This window comes from Mycobacterium lacus (genome assembly GCF_010731535.1).
GTDB lineage: Bacteria > Actinomycetota > Actinomycetes > Mycobacteriales > Mycobacteriaceae > Mycobacterium > Mycobacterium lacus.
The window spans coordinates 3,056,436-3,081,287 of sequence record NZ_AP022581.1; the positions used below are offsets into that span (position 1 = coordinate 3,056,436).

Consider the following 24,852-nt stretch of genomic DNA (forward strand, 5'->3'; position numbering starts at 1 on the left):
GAAAGGCGACCTCGTCGGCGAGACTCGCCGCACGGTCGTGAATCTGGATGCCACCAAAGCCGTCCGGCTGCGGATCGACCAACCCGGGCGACTGGACGCCCTCAACGTCCACGAGGTGAAACGAGGCAAGCCGCGAGGCGATCAGGTCGAGGTTCGCGTCGTCGCCGCGGGGCTCAACTTCAGCGACGTGCTCAAGGCCATGGGCGTGTATCCGGGGCTCGACGGCGCCGCGCCGGTGATCGGCGGCGAGTGCGTGGGCTACGTGACGGCCATCGGCGACGACGTCGACTCCGTCGAGATCGGACAGCGCGTCATCGCGTTCGGCCCCGGCACATTCGGAACACACCTGGGGACGATCGCCGATCTCGTCGTCCCGATCCCCGACGCGCTGCCCGATCACGAGGCGGCCACGTTCGGCGTCGCGTATCTCACCGCCTGGCACTCGCTGTGCGAGGTCGGGCGGCTGTCCCCCGGCGAACGCGTGCTCATCCACGCCGCGACCGGTGGGGTCGGCATGGCGGCGGTCTCGATCGCGAAGATGATCGGCGCCCGCATCTACACGACAGCCGGCTCGGACGCCAAACGCGAAATGCTGTCCGGGCTCGGCGTCGAGTACGTGGGCGACTCCCGAAGCGTGGACTTCGCCGACGAAATACTCGAGCTCACCGACGGCCACGGCATGGACGTCATTCTCAATTCGCTGGCAGGCGAAGCGATTCAGCGCGGCGTGCAGATACTCGCTCCCGGCGGCCGGTTCATCGAGCTGGGCAAGAAGGACGTCTACGCCGACGCCAGCCTGGGACTGGCGGCGCTGGCGAAGAGCGCGTCCTTCGCCGTGGTAGACCTCGACCTGAATCTCAAGCTGCAGCCCGCGAAGTACCGCCAGCTCCTGCGGCACATCCTGGCGCACGTGGCGGACGGCAAGCTGGCGGTGCTTCCCGTCACCGAATTCAGCCTGCCCGACGCGGCCGACGCATTCCGGCTCATGGCATCCGGCAGGCACACCGGCAAGATCGTCATCTCCATACCGCAAAGCGGCAGCATTGAGGCGATCGCGGCCCCACCGCCGCAACCGCTGGTCAGCCCCGACGGCGGCTACCTCATCGTCGGCGGCATGGGCGGTCTCGGCTTCGTGGCCGCGCGGTGGCTGGCCACCCACGGCGCGGGATTGGTTGTGCTGAACGGACGTTCGGCTCCCGGCGACGAGGTTCGGGCGGCCATCGAAGACCTCGGCGCAGCGGGTCACCGGATCGAGGTGATCACCGGCGACATCGCCGAGCCCGGCACGGCCGAGCGGCTGGTGCGAGCGGTCGAAGACGCCGGCTTCCGGCTGGCCGGGGTCCTGCACAGTGCGATGGTCCTCGACGACGAGATCGTGCTGAACATGACGGATTCCGCCGCCAGGCGGGTATTCGCCCCGAAGGTCACCGGCAGCTGGCGGCTTCATCAGGCCACCGCCGCGCGCGACGTCGACTGGTGGCTGACTTTCTCGTCCGCCGCGGCACTTCTCGGCACGCCGGGGCAGGGCGCGTACGCCGCCGCGAACTCGTGGGTCGACGGCCTCGTCGCCTACCGCCGCGCGCTTGGGCTTCCCGCCGTCGGGATCAACTGGGGTCCATGGGCCGAGGTCGGGCGTGCGCAGTTCTTCGCCGACCTTGGCGTCTCGCTGATCACCGCCGAGCAGGGGCTGGCCGCGATGCAGGCGGTGCTCGCCGCCGACCGTGGGCGCACCGGCGTGTTCAGCCTCGATGCGCGGCAGTGGTTCCAATCCTTCCCGGCGGTGGCGGGGTCGTCGCTGTTCGCGACGTTGCACGACAGGGCGGCCATGACAAGCGGGGACCGGCGTGGCGGCGGCAAGATCCGGGCGCAACTGGACGCCCTCGACCCGGCCGAACGACCGGGACATCTCGCGTCCGCGATCGCCGGCGAGATCCGGGGGGTGCTGCGCTCGAGCGATCCCATCGACCACGACCGGCCGCTGGAGACGTTGGGCCTGGACTCCCTGATGGGTCTCGAATTGCGAAACCGGCTGGAAGCAAGCCTGGGCATCACGCTGCCGGTCGCGTTGGTATGGGCATACCCGACGATCAGCGACCTGGCGTCCGCGCTGTGCGAGCGGATGGACTACGCGACACCGGACACCGCCCAGGCCACCACCGATTCCGCAGACTCCGCACCCGAATTGTCCGATGAGGAGCTGGACTTGCTCTCGGATCTGGTCGAGGCCAGCGAGCTGGAAGCCGCAGCGAGGGGCGAATCATGACGAGTCTGGCAGAGCGCGCGGCGCAACTGTCGCCGAACGCGCGAGCGGCCCTGGCACGCGAGCTTGTCCGCGCGGGGACGGCCTTCCCGACCGACATCGCGGAGCCGGTGGCGGTGGTGGGCATCGGTTGTCGTTTCCCGGGGAATGTGACTGGGCCGGACAGCTTTTGGCAGCTGCTGGTCGACGGCGTGGATGCGATTGGCGAGGTGCCCCCGGATCGGTGGGACGCGGACGCGTTCTACGATCCCGACCCGTCGGCGTCCGGGCGGATGACGACGAAGTGGGGCGGTTTCGTTTCCGATGTCGACGCATTCGACGCCGACTTCTTTGGCATCACACCCCGCGAGGCCGTGGCGATGGATCCGCAGCATCGGATGCTGCTCGAGGTGGCCTGGGAGGCGCTCGAGCACGCCGGCATCCCACCGGATTCCCTGAGCGGCACCCGAACCGCTGTGATGGCGGGGCTGTCGTCGTGGGACTACACGATCGTCAACATTGAGCGCAGGGCCGACATCGACGCGTACCTGAGCACGGGAACCCCGCACTGCGCGGCGGTGGGTCGGATCTCGTACCTGTTGGGGTTGCGTGGCCCGGCCGTCGCCGTGGACACCGCGTGTTCGTCGTCGTTGGTGGCAATCCACTTGGCGTGTCAGAGCCTTCGGCTGCGGGAGAGCGACGTGGCGTTGGCCGGCGGGGTGCAGCTCACCTTGTCGCCCTTCACCGCCATCGCGCTGTCCAAGTGGTCGGCGCTGTCGCCGACCGGGCGATGCAACAGCTTCGACGCCAACGCGGACGGATTCGTGCGGGGCGAGGGCTGCGGCGTGGTGGTGCTCAAACGGCTGGCCGACGCGCTGCGCGACCAGGATCGGGTGCTGGCCGTGGTCCGCGGTTCGGCGACCAACTCCGACGGCCGGTCCAACGGCATGACCGCACCCAACGCGCTGGCGCAACGCGACGTGATCACGTCCGCCCTGCGGCTCGCGGATGTCGCCCCCGACAGCGTGCACTATGTCGAAACACACGGCACCGGAACTGTTTTGGGAGATCCGATCGAGTTCGAGTCGCTGGCGGCCACATATGGTCGCGGCGAGGGCCGGTGCGCGCTGGGGTCGGTCAAGACGAATATCGGCCATCTGGAAGCGGCCGCCGGCGTCGCTGGATTCATCAAGACGGTGCTGGCCGTGGAGCGCGGGCACGTTCCGCGCAATCTGCACTTCACCCGGTGGAACCCGGCGATAGACGCGTCCGCGACGCGTCTATTCGTGCCCACCGAGACCGCACCCTGGCCCGCGGCCGCGGGCCCCCGCCGCGGAGTGGTTTCGTCGTTCGGTCTCAGCGGCACCAACGCGCACGTGGTGATCGAGCAGGCGCCCGACACGGCCGTACCGGTCGCCCTTGGGACGCAACAGGTTTCGGCCCTGACGGTATCGGGCAAGACGACCGCAAGGGTGGCGTCGGCGGCCGCCGCGTTGGCCGACTGGATGTCGGGGCCGGGCGCGGGGGCGGCGCTGGGCGATGTCGCCCACACGCTGAGTCGGCGCCGGACCCGGCACGCCAAGTCCGCCACCGTCCTCGCGCGTGACCGCTCGGAGGCGGTCGCGGGGTTGCGGGCGCTGGCAGCGGGACAGCCGCGGGCCGGCGTGGTGGGTTGCGATCAGCATGCCGGCGGGCCGGGCCGCGTGTTTGTGTATTCGGGCCAGGGTTCGCAGTGGGCCGGCATGGGCCGGCAATTGCTGGCGGACGAGCCGGCGTTCGCCAAGGCAGTGGCGGAGCTGGAGCCGATATTCGTTGCCCAGGTCGGCTTTTCGTTGCAGCAGACGCTTCTCGACGCCGACGACGTGGTGGGCATCGACCGCATCCAGCCGGTGCTGGTCGGGATGCAGCTGGCGCTGACTGAGTTGTGGGGGTCCTACGGCGTCACACCCGATGCGGTGATCGGGCATTCGATGGGTGAGGTGTCCGCGGCGGTGGTGGCCGGCGCGTTGACCCCCGAGCAGGGCTTGAAGGTGATCGCCACCCGGTCGCGGCTGATGGCACGGCTGTCGGGGCAGGGCGCGATGGCACTGCTCGAGCTGGACGCCGACGCCACCGAGGCACTGATCGCCGACTACGCTCGGGTGACGCTGGCGGTGCATGCGTCGCCGCATCAGTCGGTGATCGCCGGGCCGCCCGAGTCGGTGGACGCGATAATCTCCGCAGTGGCGGCGCAGAACCGGTTGGCGCGCCGCGTCGACGTCGATGTGGCCTCGCATCATCCGATCATCGATCCGATACTTCCCGAGTTGCGAAGCGCGCTGGCGGATTTGGCCCCACAGCCGCCGAACATCCCAATCATCAGCACCGCCACCGAGGACGCCCGGCCGGTCATGGATGCCGACTACTGGGCGGCCAACCTGCGCAACCCTGTGCGGTTCCACCAGGCCATTGCTACCGCAGGCGCCACTCACCACTCCTTCATTGAGATCAGCCCCCACCCCGTGCTCGCCCACGCCATCACCGACACCCTGGATCCGGCCGGCAGCCATCTCGTCACCGGGGCGATGAACCGCGACCTTGACCAGACCCTGTTCTTTCACACCCAACTCGCCGCGGTCGGTGCGAGGCCATCGGAGGCCACCAATGGTCGGCTCGTGGATCTGCCACCCACACCATGGCACCACAGCAGATTCTGGGTCGCGGACCGATCGGCGTACTCGGAGCTGGCCGCCAGCCATCCGCTCCTCGGCGCGCACATCGAGATGCCCAGCGGCGGAAACCATGTCTGGCAGGCCGATGTCGGAACCGACGTATGCCCCTGGCTGGGCGACCACAAGGTGTTCGGCCAGCCCATCATGCCGGCCGCGGGGTTTGCCGAGATCGTTTTGGCGGCGGCCGGCGAAGCGCTCGGCGTGGCCGCCGACGCCGTTATGATCAACCAGTTCGAGGTGGAGCAGATGCTGCCCCTCGATGGCCACACCCAGCTGACGACCCAGTTGATTCGCAACGGGAACAGCAAGATTCGAATCGAGATCTACTCCCGCTCCCCCGGCGGCGATTTCCGCCGGCACGCCACGGCCAGGGTCGAGCGGTCAGCGCCCGATCTGCCGCGCGACCATCGGAAAACACCCGCTTCTTCCGGCGGGACCGCGGTGTCGCCGGCCGATTTCTATGCCGTGCTACGTCAGACCGGTCAACACCACGGTCCCGCGTTCGCGGCATTGAGCCGGATAGCGCGGCTACCCGACGGGTCCGCGGAATCCGACATCACCGTTCCCGACGAGGCCCCCTGGCATCCCGGTTATCGACTGCACCCCGTGGTGCTGGATGCGGCGTTGCAAAGTTTGGGCGCCGCGCTTCCCGACGGCCAGCCGGCTGGCTCGGCCGAAGCCAGCTACCTGCCGGTGTCGTTCGAGACGATCCGGGTCTACCGCGACATCGGTCGGCACGCCAGGTGTCGTGCGCACCTGAGCGACCTCGATGCCGGCGCCGGCAAGCTGGGCAGGATCGTCTTGATCGACGACGCCGGCGACGTGGCGGCCGAGGTGGACGGCATCTACCTGCGACGCGTCGAGCGTCGTGCGGTGCCACTGCCGTTGGCGCAGAAGATCTTCGACACCGAGTGGGTCGAATGCCCGCTTGCGGCCGAAGAGGCGTCGCCGCAGGCCTCCGAAACGCCGGGAAGCTGGCTGGTACTCGCCGATCCGGCATTAGACGCGCCGGCCACATCCATGGCAGACGAATTCGCGAGGCGGTGGCGCTCTGCTATGCGGCGGGTGCACACCGCCGACCTGGACGACGAATCGGCGGTGCTCGCCGCGTTCGCGGAAACAGCGGGCGATCCCGACCACCCGCCCGCCGGGCTGGTCGTGTTCGTCGGCGGTGCCTCGACCGGACTGGACGACGGGCTGGCGGCGGCAAGAGACGCGGTGTGGTCGGTCACGACCGTCGTGCGCGCCGTCGTCGGCACGTGGCACGGCCGGTCGCCACGCCTGTGGTTGGTCACCGGGGGCGGGCTCTGCGTGCGCGACAACGAGCCGGGAGCACCGGCGACGGCCGCCTTGAGGGGCCTCGTGCGAGTCCTCGCTTTCGAGCATCCGGACCTGCGCGCCACATTGATCGATTTGGACAGCACCGGCGATCCGTTGGCCGCCCTGACCGCGGAACTGCACAGCCCCGGTGGCGACGACGTCATCGCGCGGCGGGGTGACCGCAGGTTCGTCGAACGGCTTTCGCGCGCCACTCTCGATGCATCCAAAGGCAATCCGGTTGTGCGCCAAGGAGCGTCGTACGTGGTCACCGGCGGCCTCGGCGGTCTCGGCCTGGTCGTCGCCCGATGGCTGGTGGACCGCGGAGCCGGCCGGGTGGTGCTGGGTGGTCGCAGCGATCCCACCGAGGACCAGCGCAAGGTCCTGACCGAATTGGAAGCCCGCGCCGAAATCGTGGTCGTTCGCGGCGATGTGGCGGCGCCGGGCGTGGCCGAACGCCTCATCGAGGCCGCCGGCCTTGCGGGGCGTGAGGTGCGTGGCGTCGTGCACGCCGCGGCGGTCATCGAAGACAGCCTGGTGTTCTCCATGACCAGGGAAAACCTTGAGCGGGTGTGGGCACCCAAGGCCGCCGGGGCGTTGCGGATGCACCACGCCAGCGCCGGCTGTGAGCTCGACTGGTGGCTCGGATTCTCTTCCGTGGCTTCACTATTGGGCTCTCCCGGGCAAGCGGCGTACGCGTGCGCCAGCGCGTGGCTGGACGCGCTGGTCGCGTGGCGCAGGGCATCGGGTCTGCCGGCGGCAGTGATCAACTGGGGGCCGTGGTCGGAGGTGGGCGTCGCCCAGGCCTTGGTAGGCAGTGTCCTCGATACGATCACGCCGGCGGAGGGCATCGAGGCGCTCGACTCATTGCTGGCCGCCGACCGGACGCGCACCGGCGTCGCCCGGCTGCGCGCCGACAGGGCGCTGGTCGCATTCCCGGAGATCCGCGGCATCAGCTATTTCACCCGCGTGGTCGACGAGCTGGACTCGACGGGCGACCTCGGCGACTGGGGCGGGCCCGACGCGCTCGCCGATCTCGACCCGGCGGAGGCCCAGCGCGTGGCGACCGAGCGGATGTGCACGCGCGTCGCGGCGGTGATGGGCTACGCTGACCGATCAGCGGTCGATCCCACCATTGCGTTGACCGACCTGGGACTGGATTCGCTGATGGCCGTGCGAATCCGCAACGGCGCACGGGCGGACTTCGGCGTGGAGCCGCCGGTGGCACTAATCCTGCAGGGCGCGTCCCTGCACGACCTGACGGTCGACCTGATGCGCCAACTCGGGCTATCGGGCCCGGAGGAGCACGAAAAAGCTGACGCTGTTCGCGACCGGGCGCGCCACCGCGCGGCGGCGCGACAGGGAGCCGCGATGCGGCGGCGAACCACACCCCCCAAACCTCAAGGACAGGGAGGACAAAGCCTGTGAGCTTCCCCGACAACGCGATCGCCGTGGTCGGCATGGCCGGCAAATTTCCGGGCGCCGACGATGTTTCGGCGTTCTGGAGCAATCTTCGGCGCGGCAAGGAGTCGATCGTCACCCTGTCCGAACAGGAACTGCGCGACGCGGGGGTCAGCGAAAAGACACTGAATGATCCGGCGTATGTGCGTCGCGCTCCGCTGCTCGACGGGATCGACGAGTTCGACGCCGACTTCTTCGGGTTTCCGCCGTTGGCCGCCGAGGTGCTCGATCCACAACACCGACTCTTCCTGCAGTGCGCGTGGCATGCGCTGGAGGACGCGGGCGCTGACCCCGCGCGATTCGACGGCTCGATCGGCGTGTACGGAACCAGCTCTCCGAGCGGCTATCTCCTGCACAACCTGCTGTCGCATCGCGACCCCAACGCCGTTTTGGCCGAAGGCCTCAACTTCGACCAGTTCAGCCTGTTCCTGCAGAACGACAAGGACTTCCTGGCCACGCGGATATCCCATGCGTTCAACCTGCGGGGCCCGAGCCTCGCGGTCCAAACCGCGTGCTCGTCGTCGCTGGTCGCGGTTCACCTGGCCTGCGGCGGCCTGCTGTCCGGCGAATGCGACATGGCCCTGGCCGGCGGGTCGTCGCTGTGCATCCCGCACCGCGTCGGTTACTGGAACTCACCGGGGTCGATGGTGTCGGCGGTCGGCCACTGCCGGCCCTTCGACGTGCGAGCCGACGGCACGGTCTTTGGCAGCGGCGTCGGGATGGTGGTCCTCAAAACATTGCAGGCCGCCATCGACGCCGGGGACCGCATTCACGCCGTCATCCGGGGATCGGCGATCAACAACGACGGATCGGCGAAAATGGGGTACGCGGCACCCAATCCGGCCGCCCAGGCCGACGTCATCGCGGAGGCCCATGCGGTGGCCGGCATCGATTCGTCGACGGTGGGCTATGTCGAGTGCCACGGCACCGGCACACCGCTGGGTGACCCCATCGAAATCCAAGGGCTGAAAACGGCATTCGAGGTGTCCACAACGACTCGTGCGGCCCCCTGTGTCTTGGGGTCGGTCAAGTCGAACATCGGCCACCTGGAAGTTGCCGCCGGAATCGCCGGCCTGATCAAAACGATTCTGTGCCTAAAGAACAAGGCGATCCCCGCGACACTGCACTACACGAGTCCGAACCCGGAACTGCGGCTGGATCAGAGTCCGTTCGTCGTGCAAAGCCAGTACGGCCCGTGGGAGTCCGACGGTGTGCGGCGGGCCGGGGTGAGCTCGTTCGGGGTAGGCGGCACCAACGCGCACGTCGTGTTAGAGGAAGCACCGGCGGTTGAAGCGCACACCGAGCCGGCCGGACCGCAGGTGCTCCTGCTGTCGGCGAAAACTGCCGCGGCGCTTGGCCAGGCGCGAACCGCGCTGGCCACGGCTTTGGGAAGTTCGGACGGCCCGAACCTGGCCGAGGTCGCCTATACGCTCACCCGGCGCCGCAAGCACAACGTCACGATGGCCGCCGTCGTTCACGACCGGGAGCATGCGGTCACGGTCCTGCGGGCGGCCGAGCACGACAACGTGTTCGTCGGCGAATCCATCGAAGCCGCCGAAACGGCGGAATCATCCACCGACCGTATCGTGTTCCTGTTTCCCGGCCAGGGCGCTCAACACGTCGGAATGGCCAAGGGGCTCTACGACACCGAGCCCGTTTTCGCCGAACACTTCGACGCCTGCGCCGCGGGATTCCGCGACGAGATGGGTATCGACCTACATGCCGAGATTTTCGGTGGGACCGCAACGGATCTGGAGCGCATTGACCGTTCGCAACCGGCGCTGTTCACGGTGGAATACGCGCTCGCGAGGTTGGTCGACACCTTCGGTGTGCGCGCCGGGGCATACATCGGTTACAGCACCGGCGAATACATCGCGGCAACCCTGGCAGGGGTATTCGACCTCGAGACGGCGATCAAGACGGTGTCGTTGCGCGCCCGCCTGATGCATGAGTCGCCGCCGGGCGCCATGGTCGCGGTGGCGCTGGGCCCCGATGACGTCGCGCAGTACCTCTCACCTGGGGTGGAACTCTCCGCGGTGAACGATCCCGGCAACTGCGTGGTCGCCGGCCCCAAGGACCAGATTCGCGCGTTCAGCCAACGCCTCGACGAGCAGGGGATACCCGTTCGGCGGGTGCGCGCGACCCACGCGTTCCACACCAGCTCAATGGATCCCATGCTGGCAGAATTTCAGGAATTCCTGTCCCGACAGCGGCTGCGCGTTCCGCGCACGCCGTTGCTGAGCAATCTCACCGGGACCTGGATGTCCGAGCAGCAGGCGACCGATCCCGCCTGCTGGACGCGTCAAATCAGTTCCACGATCAGGTTTGCCGACGAGTTGGACGCGGTGCTGACAGGTCCGGGTGGGCCGGGTCGAGTTTTGGTCGAGGTCGGCCCCAGCGGCAGCCTGACCGGTTCGGCGATGCGGCACCCGAAGTGGTCGAGTGGGCACCGCGCCGTCCGGCTCATGCGCCACCCGATCCAAAACGCCGACGACCGCGACACTTTCCTGCGCGCCCTGGGCGAACTCTGGTCGGCGGGAATCGAAGTCGACTGGGCCCCGCGGCGTCCGGCCCGGCCGCATCTCGTGTCCTTGCCCGGTTACCCGTTTGCCCGCCAACGGCATTGGGTCGAACCCAAGCACGCGGTCTGGGCGCACGTTCCCGCCACGAGCAACGGCTCACCGGTCGGCCCTGGGGTTGGCTCCGGAGCCGGCTCCGTCACCGTCGATGTGGCACGCAACGGCGAGTCGCAGACCGAGGCCACCTTGGCGCGCATCTGGGCGCAATGCCTGGGTGTGAACTCAGTGGATCGGGACGCCAACTTCTTCGACATGGGCGGCGATTCCCTGATGGCCATCAGCATCGCGATGAGCGCCGCCAACGAAGGTCTGACCATCACGCCGCAAGACCTGTACGAATACCCGACGCTGGCCGCGTTGACGGCCGCCGTCGATGCCTCGTTCGCGGCGAGCGGATTGGCGAAACCCCCTGAGGCTGATGCGCATCCGGCGGTGACGCCGAACATCGCGTACTTCCTGGACCGGGGGTTGCGCGACACCGGCCGCTGGCGCGTCCCGCTGATCCTGCGGCTCGACCCCAAGATAGGTCCGGAGGACATTCGAGCGGTGCTGACCGCGGTGGCCAACCACCACGATGCGCTGCGCCTGCACCTTGTGGACAACGCGGGAATGTGGGAGCAGCGCATCGCACCCGCTGAAGAATTCACCCGGCTTTCGACCCGGGCGCTTCCCGAGGATGTCGCCGCCAGCAGCACGGAGGAGCGGGCCGCGGTGTCGAACATCCTGGCCGAATTCCTTAAGGACCAACGCGATTCGACTGCGCCTCTGGTGGCCGTGCACATCACTGCCGCCCACGGCGGTCCGCACTACCTGGGCCTCGGCATGCACGAGACGGTCATCGACGACGCGTCGCGACAGATCCTGGGAACCGACATCATCACCGCGTTCGGGCAACGGCTGGCAGACCAGGAGATCACGCTGGAACCGGTCGCCACCGGGTGGCGCGAGTGGTCACTGCGCTGCGGGGCCCTCGCAACGCATCCGGCGGCCCTGGACACTCGCTCCTTCTGGATCGAGAATTCAGACAAGGTGACGTTGTGGCTCGCCGACCCCGGTGTGACGCAACCGCCCGGCGCCGACGATCTGACCAAGTTGTCGTGCACACTAAACGTCGAGCAGACATCTGAGCTGGACGACGCCCGGCGCAGGTTCCGACGCTCGATTCAGGAGATCGTGCTGGCCGCACTGGGCCGGACAATCGCCCAGACGGTCGGTGACGGTGTGGTCGCCGTTGAACTCGAGGGCGAGGGCCGCTCGGTGCTGCGCCCGGACGTCGACGTCCGCAGAACCGTCGGCTGGTTTACGTCCTACTACCCGGTTCCGCTGGCATGCGCCAACGGGCAAGGCGCGGCGGCGATCGCGCAGCTGGACGCCGTGCACAACACCCTTAAGTCCGTTCCGCACTACGGAATTGGATACGGGCTGCTGCGGTATCTCTACGCACCCACCGGCCGCGTCCTGGGCGCGCAGCGCACACCCGACATCCACTTCCGTTACGCCGGCGTGATCCCCGAGCTGTCGCCCGTCGACGCGCCGGTACAATTCGACTCCGACATGACGGTGCCCGTGCGAGAACCGATCCCGGGGCTCGGCCACGCCATCGAACTCCGCGCGTATCGGTCCGGCGGCGAACTGCATCTCGATTGGTGGTACGACACCCGCCGGATCACGGCGGCAACGGCGGAAGCACTGGCGCGGACCTTCCCGAACGCCCTCAGCGAGCTGATCCAGGAGGCCATCTCGGCCGAGCACGACGACAGCGAAATGGTCGGGGAACCCGAAGCGGGCGCGCTGGTGGACCTGTCGGGCCTGGACGCCGGCTGAGGAGGATCTGATGCGCAACGACGACATGGCTGTGGTGGTTCGGGGGATTCGCAAGGCATTCGGCAAGGTTGTGGCCCTGGATGACGTCAGTTTCGAGGTGGGCCACGGTGAAGTGATTGGTCTGCTCGGCCCAAATGGCGCGGGCAAGACGACCATGGTGGACATCTTGTCGACGCTGACCCGGCCGGATCGGGGCTCGGCCAGCGTCTCCGGGTACGACGTCGTTTCCGAGCCGGCCGGTGTGCGCCGCTCGATCATGGTCACCGGACAGCAGGTCGCCGTCGACTACGTGCTTTCCGGCGAGCAGAACCTGGTGTTGTTCGGTCGTCTGTACGGGCTGAGCAAGTCGGCGGCACGCACGCGGGCGCACGAGCTGCTCGAGCAGTTCGGCCTCATGCATGCCGCGAAACGGCCCGTCAACACGTATTCCGGCGGGATGCGCCGACGGATAGACATCGCGTGCGGATTGGTGGTCCAACCCCGGGTTGCGTTCCTGGACGAGCCCACCACCGGGCTGGATCCGAGGAGCCGGCAAGCCATTTGGGACCTGGTGGCCAGCTTCAAGAAGCTCGGCATCGCCACGCTGCTGACCACACAGTATCTCGAAGAGGCCGACGCGCTCAGTGACCGGATCATCCTGATCGATCACGGCAAGATCATCGCCGAGGGCACCGCGAACGAGCTCAAGCACCGTGCCGGCGACACGTTCTGCGAAATAGTGCCGCGGGATCTGAAGGATCTGGACGCTGTTGTCGCAGCGCTCGGTTCGCTGCTGCCCGAGCACAGCCGGGCCATCGTGACACCCGAATCAGACCGGATCACGATGCCGGCACCGGACGGCACCAGAACGCTCATCGAGGCCGCCCGCCGGCTCGATGAGGCGAATATCGAGCTGGCCGACATCGCGCTACGCCGGCCGTCGCTCGATGACGTATTCCTGTCCATGACGGCGGATCCCAGCGAGACCCACGCCCTAACGCACCTGGCGTCGGGGGCCATGCGATGAGCGCCCCGGCCCTCGATCCGACTCCGATCCCGATCAAGCCACGCCCGTCGATGCTGCAGCAGTGGTGGGTGCTCTTTGTGCGGTTCATCATGCCGGGCCTGCGCAACGGTGAGAAAATCACCACGATCGGCGCGCCCGTGGCTTTCATGGTGGGCTTCTACATACCGTTCTCCATTCCGTGGAACCATTTTGTGGGCGGTGGCAGCTCGGGCGTCGCCAGCAACTTGGCGCAGTACATCACGCCCTTGGTCACCCTGCAGGCGGTCGCATTCGCCGCTATCGGGTCGGCGTTTCGGGCGGCCACCGATTCTCTGCTGGGCGTCAATCGACGATTCGCCACCATGCCGATCGCCCCGTTGACGCCGGTGCTCGCCCGCGTGACGGTGGCCGTGTACCGATGCTCGTGGGGTTTGGGGGTATCCCTGATCTGCGGCTATGCGTTCGGATTCCGGTTCCATCGCAGCCTGCTATGCATCGTGGGGTTTTGCGTCTTGGTGATCGCGATTGGGGCCTTGCTATCCTTCGGCGCCGACCTGCTGGGCACCGCTGTCAAAAACCCCGACGCGATGCTGCCGCTGCTGACGCTGCCCATTTTGATCTTCGGGCTGCTGTCCGTTGGTCTCATGCCGCTCAAGTTGTTTCCTCGTTGGGTCCACGGGTTCGTGCGCGACCAGCCGATCTCCCAGTTCGTGGTGGCGCTGCGCGCACTGGCCGGGGATACCACCAAAACGGTCGTCCCGGTGACATGGCCCGTCATGGCGCCGACGTTGGCGTGGCTGTGCGGTTTCCTGGCGGTCGGGGTGATCTCATCCTTCCTCGTTTTGTCGAGACCGCGATGACCGCCGTGACAACTCGGGAAATCGGGTTTGCGCCCGCGCGGGCGCAGGACCCGGAAAACTCTGTCCGGCTGCTCCTTTCGCATACCCTGTTGCAGACCCAGCGATTGCTCACTCGGTGGGCGCACGACTTTGTCACCATCATCGGCGCGATCGTGTTCCCGATTCTGTTCATGCTGGTGCTGAATATCGTGCTCGGTAACCTGATTTACGCCGTCACCCACAACGGCGCGCTGTACAGCATCGTTCCGCTGATCGCGCTCGGCGCCACGATCACCGGGTCGGCGTTCGTGGCGATCGACCTGATACGCGAGCGCTCCTGCGGCCTGCTTTCCCGATTGTGGGTGCTGCCGGTGCACCGGGCATCGGGCCTGCTCTCTCGAATCCTCGCGAACGCGATCCGGATTCTGTTCACCACCCTCGTCATGCTGGGAACCGGGATGCTGTTGGGCTTCCGGTTCCGTGAGGGCATGATCGCGAGCCTGATGTGGCTCGGTGTCCCGATGATCCTTGGCATCGCATTCGCCGTCATCGTCACCACCGTGGCGCTCCACACAGCGCAAACAGTCGTGGTTGAGGGGGTCGAGTTGGTGCAAGCGATCGCGATCTTCTTCTCCACGGGCCTGGTACCGCTCGACCAGTACCCACACTGGATTCAGCCGGTCGTGGCACATCAGCCCGTGAGCTACGCCGTCGCGGCGATGCGCGGACTATCGATGGGCGGTCCGGTCCTGGCTCCGATGACCGGAGTGCTGCTGTGGACCGCGGGTATCTGCGCCGCATGCGCCGTACCCTTGGCGATCGGCTATCGACGGGCCAGCACGCGCTGAGTCAGCATGCAGTGAAAAGACGGGAGTTTCGAGGTGTTTCCCGGATCCGTGATCCGAAAGCTGTCGCACAGCGAGGAAGTCTTCGCGCAGTACGAGGTCTTCACGAGCATGACAATCCGGCTGCGCGGTGTCGTCGACGTCGACGCGTTGTCGGAGGCTTTCGATGCCCTCGTGGCGGCCCACCCGGTCTTGGCCAGTCACCTTGAGCCAAGCCCCGACGGCGGTTGGAACCTCGTCGCCGACGACCTGCTCCACTCTGGGATCTGCGTCGTCGACGGCACCAACGGGGCGGCGCCGCGCAACGCCCAAATGCGGCTCGACCAGAGCGTGTCGCTATTGAACTTGCGGCTGACGCTCCACGACGGAGGAGCCGAGCTGACGCTTTTTCTCCATCACAGCATGGCCGACGGCCACCATGGGGCCGCTCTTGTCGATGAGCTGTTCTCCCGATACACCGACACGGTGTCCACCGGTGACCCCGGTCCAATAAACCCGGAGCCCGCCCCGCTGCCGATGGAGGTCCTGCTGGAACAGCGGGGCATCAAGAAGCAAGGGCTGTCGGGAGCTGAGCGGTTCATGCCGGCGATGTTCGCCTATGAGCTCCCTGCCACGGCGACGCCGACGGTCCTGGCGAATCCCGGATCGCCCCAAGCCGTTCCGGTCGTCAGCCTGCGGCTCACCAAACAGGAGACGGCGGACCTGGTGGCGTTCGGCCGTGAGCATCGGCTAAGCCTCAACACCGTGGTCGCGGCGGCCATCCTGCTCACCGAGTGGCGACTGCGCGAGACCCCGCACGTCCCGATTCCCTACGTTTACCCCGTCGACTTGCGATTTCTTCTCGTGCCCCCGGTGGCCCCGACCGAATGTACCAACCTGCTCGGGGCGGCTTCTTACCTCGCTGAAATCGGTCCGGACACCGACATCGTCGATCTGGCACGCGATATCGTTGCCACACTTCGGGGTGACTTGGCCGACGGTGTGATTCAGCAGTCGGGGCTGCACTTCGGTACGGCGTTCGAAGGCACTCCTCCCGGGCTGCCACCACTTGTCTTCTGCACTGACGCCACTGCGTTTCCAACGATGCGCACACCGCCGGGCATCATACTGGAAGACATTCGGGGCCAGTTCTACTGCGCCATCACCGTCCCACTCGATCTCTACTCCTGCGGCCTCTACGACGGGCAACTGATCCTCGAGCGTCACGGCCACATGTCGGAACCGGAAAAGACCCTCGAGGCGATACGCTCCCTGCTCTGCACCGTTCCCTCGGAATATGGCTGGATCATGGAGTGACATCGCGGTCAACCGCGATCGGCGCCATCGCACACTCCACCACCGTCAACTGTTCGGAAAGCCCTGCGCTCCGGCGGATTTCGACGAACTCTGCCCGCATAGCCTCGGTAACCTCGTGCGGGTCCTCGACAGTCGCGTCATCGGTCAGCACCGAGACATTGAGCTGATCGACATAGCTCCAGGCGGTGATGTTGAGCCCGCTCCACGGGGCCAAATGCCCGACCGAATAGATCTCGGTGACCAGAGCGCCGCCCACCCGGCCACGTCGTTCGAACGGACCGCGAACGTTCGAGATTATCAGGTTGGGCATTGTGCTCACCGCTTTGCGGCTGGACGCCAGCCGAATGACGGGTTCGGCAATCACGGGTGGGGCGCAGTCCAACCAGCGGCTTGCCAGCTCTGGTCCCCTGAGCCGCTGACGTTCCTTGCTCGACATGGCACTCCGCCGGCAGCCACGGACCCGCTCCAGCGCGTGTTCGAGGTCAACGGGAAGCGCGACCGACAACGCGTCGGCGCAATTGCCGGAAAACCGGTCCGCTGACCCATCGAGGCTCACCGGGATGACGGCCGACAGCGGTTCGGCCCTGCCGTCATAACGCAAGAGCAATGTGCGCAGCGCGCCGGTCGACATGGCCAGCACCAAATCGTTGACGGTGACCCCGAGGCGCTGACCGGTCTGTTTGACATCGGCCAACGCCAAGGAGATGCTCGCGAATCTGCGCTTCGGGCTGCGCAAGTGGTGATTCATGAAGGTCGGTGGTGGAGTAAACGGCCGGCGCAACACCTCTGAAAGCGTGCGCGAGCTGCGCCGCACCCGCGACAGACCCCGCGCGGTGTAGCCGATGGCCCGCGGGATCCGCCCGCCGTGACGGACGTGGTCCGCCAACGCCCAACCGATCAGCCGCCGCGTGCTCGGAACGGGGTCGGGTGGCTGCGGGCCGCGTTGCGGCCCGGGCCGCAGGTCCATGCCGAGGGCCATCAGATTGGCGGCGCCCACCCCGTCGACGAGTGCGTGGTGGATCTTGCCCACCACTGCAATTCGGCCGCCGGACAAGCCTTCGACGAAGTACAGCTCCCACAGCGGGCGGCTGCGGTCAAGCGGGGCGCTGCCGATCTGTCCGATCGCCTCGTCCAGCTCGCGACGACCGCCCGGGGCGGGCAGCCGCCAAGGCCGGATGTGGTAGGTGAGCTCCACGTCGCAGTGCTCGCGCCACATCGGGTGGTGGAACTTGAACGGGACCTCGACGAGCTGATAGCAGAAGGGCTCGAGCTTGTGCAGCCGAGCGCCGATGGCCGCGCGGAACGCCTCGATGTCGAAGTTCCGGCAGTCCTGGTCTAGCTCGATGACCGCGACTTTGAGCGTGTGCAGGTGGACGTTCGGCGTCTCGCTGGAGAGCATGAGGGCATCCGTGCCGTTAAGCCATTTCATCGTCGCACCGCGCTCACACGAGCCATTATTTGCGGATCAGGAACCCGTTGGTGGCGAATGTCCAGCCGAATTTTTTCTCTCGCGCCACGTCATGCTTGTAATCGTTGGGGAATTCATGCTCGTATGCCTCGATGGCTTCATACGGGCCGGCCCCGACTCCAGGAAGGACGGGGTGGCCGTTGATGTTGGAATCTTCCACCACCAGGTAGTCGCCGGCGGCGAGTAACGGCCGCAGTAGCGTCATCTCGGCCAGTACATGATTCATCGAGTGGTCGCTGTCCAGAATGGCGAAAATCCTGCCGGGATATTCGCCTTTGAGGCGCTGAATGTGCTCGGCGACGGCCGGCGCGGTGGATGACGATTCAACGAACAAGATATCGCGGTCGCGCCGGGCCGCCGGATCGAGAGCCTTGTGGGAGATGTCCACCGAAAGCACCTTGAATGGTTGGCCGCCGTGCCTCATGACATCGGCGAAAAACAGCGCCGAGCCACCGTAGCGAGTGCCGAACTCTATGACCAGGGATGGTTTCAACTCGGTCAGGATCTCCTGGTAATTCCACATATCGCTGACAGACTTCCAGCATTTGATCCCAATCCAGGTGGTCGTATTCCAGGCTAAGCTGCCGTAATACCACTTGTGGTATTCTTCCGCGACCGAGCCGGTCGGTCGGTAAACCAATCCGGCCACCACGCTCACCAATATTCGCGCTAGCGCGGTCAGTCGCCTTGTCACTCCCACCCCGTTCATCTTCTCACCGCCATCCATGGGTGCAGCGCGTCGACGAGTAGCCGTTGTCCTCTGGCGCCGGCTCTCATGACGCCGCGGGTTGGGCCTCCTCCTCGGCCAACGTGTCCGCCAGGTGTTGGGCCAAGGCGCGCGCGGTGTTGTGGGTGGCAATGACCTTGGGCGACAGCCGGATCCCGGTCTCGGTTTCAACGTGGGTGCGCATTTCGAGCATGCCCAGCGAGTCCAAGCCGTACTCGATGAACGGGCGGTCCGCGTCGACGGTGCGGCGCAGGATCACGCTGGCCTGCTCGACGATCAGACGCCGAAGCCGGCCGGGCCATTCGTCTTGCGGCAGCGCGTTCAGCTCGGTGCGGAACTTGCTTGGGCCCCTTGTGCTTTGCCCGGTCGATGCGAACATCTCGCCCCACGGGCTACGCCGGACAAGGTCGGGCAGCCACGGCGCCCCGATGATCGGAATGTAGCCCGTGTAGGTGCGGTCATAACGCAGCAGCGTCTCGAAGGCGAACGCTCCTTCGTCGGGGGCGATCATGATTTCGCCGCCCTCGGCCAGGAACGTGGCGCGGCCGACCTCTCCCCACGCACCCCAGGCGATCGCGCTGGCCGGCAGGCCCTGTGCGCGCCGCCACTGGGCGAAGGCGTCGACCCAGCTGTTGGCCGCCGCGTAGGCACCCTGACCGGGCGAGCCCAGCAGGGCCGCTCCCGAGGAGAACAAGCAGAACCAGTCCAGCGGCTGCCCGATCGTGGCGCGGTGCAGGTTCCACGACCCGTAAACCTTCGGCGCCCAGTCGCGGTCGATCAACTCGTCGGTGATGTTGGTCAGCGTTGCGTCCTCCACCACCGCCGCCGCGTGCAGCACGCCGCGCAGCGGAAGGCCGGTGGCGGTTGCCGCGCTCACCAGGCGGTCAGCGGTGTCGGCTTCGGCGATGTTGCCGCACTCGACCACGATGTCGGCCCCGCTCCTGCACAGGCGCTCGATGGTCTGACGGGCTTTGGGGTTCGGCTGGTTGCGTGCGGTCAGCACGATGCGGCCACAGCCCGCTCCCCCGTTCGCGGCGGCCAGCTTCGAGGCGAAATAAAGGCCGAGACCACCCAAGCCGCCGGTGATGATGTAGGCGCCGTCGCTGCGGAAGACCGGAGCCTGGTCCGGCGGCACCACCACGCTGCTGCGCCCACCGCGCGGCACGTCCAGCAGGAGTTTGCCGGTGTGCTCGGCGTTGCTCATCGCCCGCACGGCGGTCGCCGCATCGGCCAACGGGTAGTGAGTGCACTGCGGTGCGGCCAGAACACCGTCGGCGGTGAGCTTGAACACCGTGCCGAGCAACTCGCGCACCCGGTCGGGCTGGACGACAGACATCAGCGCGAGGTCCACGTAGTAGAACGTCAGGCCGCGCCGGAAGGGATACAGCCCCAGCCGGGTGTTGCCATACACGTCGGCCTTGCCGATCTCGACGAACCGCCCACCGAAGGACAACAGTTCCAATCCGGCGCGCTGGGCCGCGCCGGTCAGCGAGTTCAGCACGATATCCACGCCGTAACCGTCGGTGTCGCGCCGGATCTGCTCGGCGAACTCGATGCTGCGCGAGTCGTAGACGTGCTCGATGCCCATGTCGTGCAGCAGCGCTCGCTTCTTCGGGCTGCCCGCCGTTGCGAAGATCTGCGCTCCCGCGTGGCGCGCAATCGCTATGGCCGCCTGTCCCACACCGCCGGTTGCGGAGTGAATCAGTACCCGGTCCCCGGCCTTGATCCCGGCCAGGTCGTGCAGCCCGTACCAGGCGGTGGCGTTGGCGGTGGCACTCGCGGCCGCCTGCTCATCGGTCAGCGTGGGCGGAAGGGTGATCGCCAGGTTGGCGTCGCAGGTGAGGAAGCTGCGCCAGCAGCCGCCCTCGGCGAAGCCACCGACACGGTCACCGACCTGGTGGTCCGTGACATTCTCCCCGACCGCGGTGACCACACCGACAAAATCCATACCCAACTGCGGTTGGCGGTCGTCGATGATGGGGAACTTGCCGAACGCGATCAGAACGTCCGCGAAGTTGATGGTGGACATGGTGACCGCGACCTCGATCTGCCCGGGCCCGGGCGGGATACGGTCGCACGCGGCCAGTTCCAGCGTTTGCAGGTCACCCGGCGTGCGGATCTGCATCCGCATGTTGTCGCGTTCGTGGTCCACGATGGCGGTGTGCCGCTCGTCATGGCTCAGCGGACTGGGGCACAAACGTGCCGTGTACCACTCGCCATTGCGCCAGGCCGTTTCGTCCTCGTCGGAGCCTCCCAGCAGTTGCCGGGCCACCTGTTCGGCATCGGTGTGCTCGTCCACGTCGACCAGGGTGGTACGCAGCAGCGGATGTTCGCTGCTGATCACCCGCAGCAGGCCACGCAGCCCGGCCTGCTCCAGGTTGACCTGGTCTTTCGGCCGCACCACCTGGGCTTGCCTGGTCACCACGAACAGCCGGGGAAGCTCCCCCTCCAATTCGGCCAGCTCCCGGGTGATCCGAACCAGATGGCGCACCTGCTCACGGCCCTGCAGCAGGCTTGCCTCATCCGGCTCCCCGGCGCCCGGCCCGCACAGGATCACCACACCATCGACGGGGCGGGCGCGTAGCTGACTGGTCAACCTTTCCAGGCCGGCCGCGGGGTCGGCCTCCACCGGCCAGTGCAGGTTGGCGCATTCGGTGCCTTGGGGTCCTTGGGATTTCAGCGCGTCCGTCAACGCGGTGGCCAGCATGTCGTCGGCGCCGGACGCATCGATCAGCAGCCATGACCCGGCCTCGTCGTGGGTGGCGTCGGGCAGCGCTCGCTGCTGCCACGCCAGGGTCAGCAGCCGCTCGCTGAGCACCCGATCGCGCTCGCCGCTCTCGGTCGTCCCGGTCCCCATGCGGAGCCCACGCACGGCCAGCAAGACGGCGCCGTTTTCGTCCAGCACGTCGAGGTCGGCCTCGCCACCCGTGGCGTCGACCGTGGTGACGCGTGCGTAGCAGTAGTGGGCGTTGCGGGTGGAGCCGTAGGCACGCAGGCGGCGTACACCCAGGGGCAACAGCAGTCCGCCCTTGCCGTTGGCCTCAACGCCGGCGGCGACGGACTGGAAGCACGCATCCAGCAGCGCCGGGTGCACGCGGTAGGCGCCCTGCTGGAAGCGGATCGAAGCGGGCAGCGCGACCTCCGCCAGCACGGTGCCGCCGCCCGTTTCCGCGGTGTGCGCGGTGGCCAGACCGCTGAACGCGGGACCAAGCTGAATGCCGCGTTCGACGAACGACTCCCGCAACTGTGCCCCGCTTACCGAGCACGGATGCGTGGTCAGCAGCGCGTTGACGTCGTAGGCGGGTGGCGGACAGTCGTCCTCCACGGCGTGCAGTTCCGCGGTGGCGTGCCGGGTGTTTTCGCCGTCCTGGTTGGTCGCCACCGCGAAGTTGACGACGCCTGGCGCAGCCGCCGACGCGACGGCCTCGATGGGAGTCTGCTCGTCGAGCAACAGCATCGACTCGAAGGCGATGTCGCGGATCTCCCAAGACTGTGTTGGCGCCTCGCCGAAGACCTCCCCGGCCGCGGCCAGCGCCATCTCGCAGTAGGCGGCCCCGGGGAGGGCGGCCACCTTGTGCACCTGATGATCGTCGAGCCAGGACAACGTCGCGGTACCGACGTAGGTCTGCCAGACGTGGCGCTCCGGCTCCTCGATCAGCCGCACGTGCGAGCCAAGCAGCGGATGCACCGTGATGGTGCAGGCGCCTTGCGCCTTCTGTTCGTGCCCGTCGCCTTCGATGAACAACCGACGGTGCGTCCACACCGGTAGCGGCGCATCCACCAGCTGTCCGGCGGGATACAACACCGAAAAGTCCACCGCGGCACCCGAGCTGTGCACGTCCGACAGGAGGCCGTGAAGCCCCTGCAGCAACGGTTGCTCCCGCCGCATGGCGGCCAAAGCGACCGCCGACATGTCCAGACTGCGGGCGGTCTGCTCGACCGCGTGGGTCAGCAGCGGGTGCGGTGACAGCTCCACGAAGACCCGGTGGCCATCCTCCAACGCGGCCTGCACGGCCGCGGCGAACTGCACGGTATTGCGCAGGTTTTCCACCCAGTAACGGCCATCGCAGACCGGTCGTTCACGCGGGTCGAACAGGGTCGCCGAGTAGTAGGGAACCTTGGGTGGCCTCGGGGCTATGTCCGCCAGTGCGGCGGCCAACTCGTCGAGGATGGGGTCGACTTGAGGCGAGTGCGATGCCACGTCGACGGCCACCTCGCGCGCCATCACGTCACGCTGCTCCCACCGCGCGACGAGTTCGCGCACCGTGTCTGTGGCGCCGCCGATGACCGTCGACTGTGGTGAGGCCACGACCGAGACCACCACGTCGTCGATGCCGCGGGCCATGAGTTCCGAGTTCACTTGCTTGGCAGGCAATTCCACCGATCCCATCGCCCCGCCACCGGCGATGCGCAGCATCAGCCGGGAGCGACGGCAGATGACGCGGGCCCCGTCTTCGAGCGACAGTGCACCCGCGACAACGGCCGCGGCCGCTTCGCCCAGCGAGTGGCCGACAACCGCGCCGGGCCGCACCCCGTAGGTTGTCTCCATGGTGGCGGCCAGCGCGACCTGCATGGCGAACAGGGTCGGCTGCACCCGGTCAATGCCGGTCACGGTCTGTGGCGCCGTCATCGCCTCGGTCACCGAGAAACCCGATTCGGCGGCGATCACCGGCTCCAGCGCCGCGACGGTCGCGGCGAACACCGGCTCGCTTGTAAGCAGGTCCGCGCCCATCCCGGCCCACTGCGACCCCTGCCCGGAAAACACCCACACCGGTCCCCGATCGCCCTGCCCCACCGCGGCCTCGTATCGGGCGTCGCCGTCGGCAACCTGCCGCAAGCCCTCGGCCAGCTCGGCCGCGCTGCCGGCCGCCACCATGGCGCGCACCGGCCGGTGCGCGCGCCGCCGCGCCAGCGTGTAGGCCAGATCCGTTGGCGCCAGGGAGTCCCCGCGGTCTGCCACCCATTCGGCCAGCCGGCGTGCGGTCTGCCGCAACCCGTCGGCGGAGGTGGATGACAACGCGAACAAGAGCGGGCCCTTCGCCGCCGGTTCCACATGTGCCGGGGGCCCCGCAGGAGCTTGCTCCAGGATGGCGTGGACGTTGGTTCCCGACATCCCGAACGAGGACACCGCGGCCCGCCTCGGGGCGCGTTCGCCGACGCCCGACCATTCGGTAATCGCTTGCGGCACAAAAAGTCCCGTCTCGATCCCGGCAACCTCATCGGGCAGCCGGTTGAAGTGCAGCAGCGGGGGCACCACCCCGTGGCGCAGCGACAAAATCGCCTTGATCAGCCCGACCGCCCCCGCCGCGGCCGTGTTGTGGCCCATGTTGCTCTTGGCCGACCCCAGCGCACACCGGGTGCCGACGCCATACACCCGCGCCAGGCTCCGGTATTCGATCGGGTCACCAATCGGTGTGCCGGTGCCGTGCGCCTCCACCACACCGACCGTTTCGGGCTCAACGCCCGCCGCCGCCAGCGCCGCACGGTAGACGGCGACCTGGGCGTCCTCGGACGGCATCGTGAGCGTCTCCGTGCGACCGTCCTGATTCGTGGCCGTGCCGCGCACCACCGCGAGGATTTGGTCGCCGTCGGCCAACGCATCCGGCAGGCGCTTGAGCAACACCATCGCGCAGCCCTCGGACCGCACAAACCCGTCCGCCTCGGCGTCGAACGAATGGCAGCGACCGGTCGCCGAAAGCATGCCCTGTCCGGACGCCGCCACACTTGCGTGCGGTTCCAGCAGCACCGCGCAACCGCCGGCCAACGCGAGGTCGCTTTCGCCGTCGTGCAAGCTGCGGCAGGCCAGGTGCACCGCCATCAGACCCGACGAGCACGCGGTGTCAAATGTCATCGCCGGACCGTGCAGGCCCAGCGCGTGGGCGATCCGCCCGGACGCGACGCTGTTGTTGAGGCCGGTCACCACGTATGGGCTCGCCAACCCGCTCGCGCCGTGGGTGAGGATCAGGTAGTCCTCGTGGGTCAGCCCGGTGAACACGGCCGTCGAAGACCCGGCCAACGACGCCGGATCCAGACCGGCGTGCTCGATCGCCTCCCATGCGGTCTCCAGCAACAACCGGTGCTGCGGATCGATCGAGATCGCCTCCCGCTCGCTGATCCCAAAGAACTCGGCATCGAATCCGGCGACGTCGTCGAGGAACCCGCCCCACCGCGACACCGTTCGACCGGGAACCCCGGGCTCGGGGTCGTAATAGTCATCTGCGTCCCAGCGGTCCGCCGGGATCTCGGTGACCAGGTCATCGCCGCGAACCAACGCCGCCCATAGCTTGTCGGGCGAGTCGATCCCCCCGGGGAGCCGACATCCCATTCCGATGACCGCAATGGGAGTGACACGTGATTCCATCGCTCTTTGTTCCTCGTCTCAGCTCAACCGGTGTTACCCGACAACGTGACCGAATTTTCGATGCGGGCAACGGAATGGCGCAGCGCCGCTCTGACAACCCCCAATCCGGGCTCACCCGGATCTCGACACCATAGGCAGGTCTCGGAGAGCCAAGCTTAGACGCCCCGATGGGCAGCGGAGGACAAAAGCAGTGAATTCCC

General features: G+C 67.4%; 10 protein-coding genes (1 of these 10 cut by a window edge). 7 read left to right on the plus strand and 3 right to left on the minus strand.

What is annotated here, in order from left to right; all coding sequences use genetic code 11:
- The 7 genes in view from G6N24_RS14010 to G6N24_RS14040 are tightly spaced (at most 33 nt apart) and all read left to right on the plus strand, a layout consistent with a single transcriptional unit that may run on beyond the window.
- Nucleotides 1-2,263, plus strand: partial view of a type I polyketide synthase gene (locus G6N24_RS14010; RefSeq protein ID WP_163745516.1) — the 3' portion only. It extends 4,316 nt beyond the left edge of the window; the window shows 2,263 of its 6,579 coding nt (coding positions 4,317-6,579); its start codon lies beyond the left edge, outside the window; its stop codon occupies nucleotides 2,261-2,263.
- Nucleotides 2,260-7,695, plus strand: a complete 5,436-nt coding sequence (locus G6N24_RS14015) for a type I polyketide synthase (RefSeq protein WP_085157758.1) — start codon at nucleotides 2,260-2,262, stop codon at nucleotides 7,693-7,695. The genes G6N24_RS14010 and G6N24_RS14015 overlap by 4 nt, the downstream gene beginning before the upstream one ends.
- Nucleotides 7,692-12,131 (plus strand): type I polyketide synthase, encoded by a 4,440-nt coding sequence (locus G6N24_RS14020; RefSeq protein WP_085157756.1) that lies wholly within the window; start codon nucleotides 7,692-7,694, stop codon nucleotides 12,129-12,131. The genes G6N24_RS14015 and G6N24_RS14020 overlap by 4 nt, the downstream gene beginning before the upstream one ends.
- 10 nt (nucleotides 12,132-12,141) lie before the next feature.
- Nucleotides 12,142-13,137 (plus strand): ATP-binding cassette domain-containing protein, encoded by a 996-nt coding sequence (locus G6N24_RS14025; RefSeq protein WP_085157753.1) that lies wholly within the window; start codon nucleotides 12,142-12,144, stop codon nucleotides 13,135-13,137.
- Nucleotides 13,134-13,976, plus strand: coding sequence for an ABC transporter permease (locus G6N24_RS14030; protein ID WP_085157751.1), 843 nt, complete (start codon nucleotides 13,134-13,136; stop codon nucleotides 13,974-13,976). The genes G6N24_RS14025 and G6N24_RS14030 overlap by 4 nt, the downstream gene beginning before the upstream one ends.
- Complete coding sequence (locus tag G6N24_RS14035) at nucleotides 13,973-14,803, plus strand: ABC transporter permease (protein ID WP_085157749.1); 831 nt, start codon at nucleotides 13,973-13,975, stop codon at nucleotides 14,801-14,803. Before G6N24_RS14030 ends, G6N24_RS14035 begins: the two co-directional genes overlap by 4 nt.
- Before the next feature lie 33 nt (nucleotides 14,804-14,836).
- Nucleotides 14,837-16,096, plus strand: a complete 1,260-nt coding sequence (locus tag G6N24_RS14040) for a phthiocerol/phthiodiolone dimycocerosyl transferase (protein WP_085157747.1) — start codon at nucleotides 14,837-14,839, stop codon at nucleotides 16,094-16,096.
- Here the strand turns inward: G6N24_RS14040 and G6N24_RS14045 are convergent.
- From G6N24_RS14045 to pks2, 3 genes are all read right to left on the minus strand, one after another.
- Nucleotides 16,086-17,525: a WS/DGAT/MGAT family O-acyltransferase gene (locus tag G6N24_RS14045; protein WP_085157745.1), complete on the minus strand. Its 1,440-nt coding sequence runs from the start codon at nucleotides 17,523-17,525 to the stop codon at nucleotides 16,086-16,088. The two genes, G6N24_RS14040 and G6N24_RS14045, sit on opposite strands and share 11 nt — an antisense overlap.
- Before the next feature lie 25 nt (nucleotides 17,526-17,550).
- Complete coding sequence (locus tag G6N24_RS14050; protein WP_085157781.1) at nucleotides 17,551-18,273, minus strand: rhamnosyl O-methyltransferase; 723 nt, start codon at nucleotides 18,271-18,273, stop codon at nucleotides 17,551-17,553.
- A 64-nt stretch (nucleotides 18,274-18,337) separates the two neighbouring features.
- On the minus strand, nucleotides 18,338-24,652 hold the full coding sequence (pks2, locus tag G6N24_RS14055; protein WP_085157743.1) for a sulfolipid-1 biosynthesis phthioceranic/hydroxyphthioceranic acid synthase: 6,315 nt from the start codon (nucleotides 24,650-24,652) through the stop codon (nucleotides 18,338-18,340).
- Nucleotides 24,653-24,852: the final 200 nt, after the last annotated feature.

Excerpts from the sequence above, each read along its gene's own strand:
- G6N24_RS14015 (WP_085157758.1), top strand. The coding sequence starts at position 2,260 with ATGACGAGTCTGGCAGAGCGCGCGGCGCAACTGTCGCCGAACGCGCGA.
- G6N24_RS14050 (WP_085157781.1), bottom strand. The coding sequence starts at position 18,273 with ATGAACGGGGTGGGAGTGACAAGGCGACTGACCGCGCTAGCGCGAATA.
- G6N24_RS14025 (WP_085157753.1), top strand. The coding sequence starts at position 12,142 with ATGCGCAACGACGACATGGCTGTGGTGGTTCGGGGGATTCGCAAGGCA.
- pks2 (WP_085157743.1), bottom strand. The coding sequence starts at position 24,652 with ATGGAATCACGTGTCACTCCCATTGCGGTCATCGGAATGGGATGTCGG.
- G6N24_RS14045 (WP_085157745.1), bottom strand. The coding sequence starts at position 17,525 with ATGAAATGGCTTAACGGCACGGATGCCCTCATGCTCTCCAGCGAGACG.
- G6N24_RS14030 (WP_085157751.1), top strand. The coding sequence starts at position 13,134 with ATGAGCGCCCCGGCCCTCGATCCGACTCCGATCCCGATCAAGCCACGC.
- G6N24_RS14035 (WP_085157749.1), top strand. The coding sequence starts at position 13,973 with ATGACCGCCGTGACAACTCGGGAAATCGGGTTTGCGCCCGCGCGGGCG.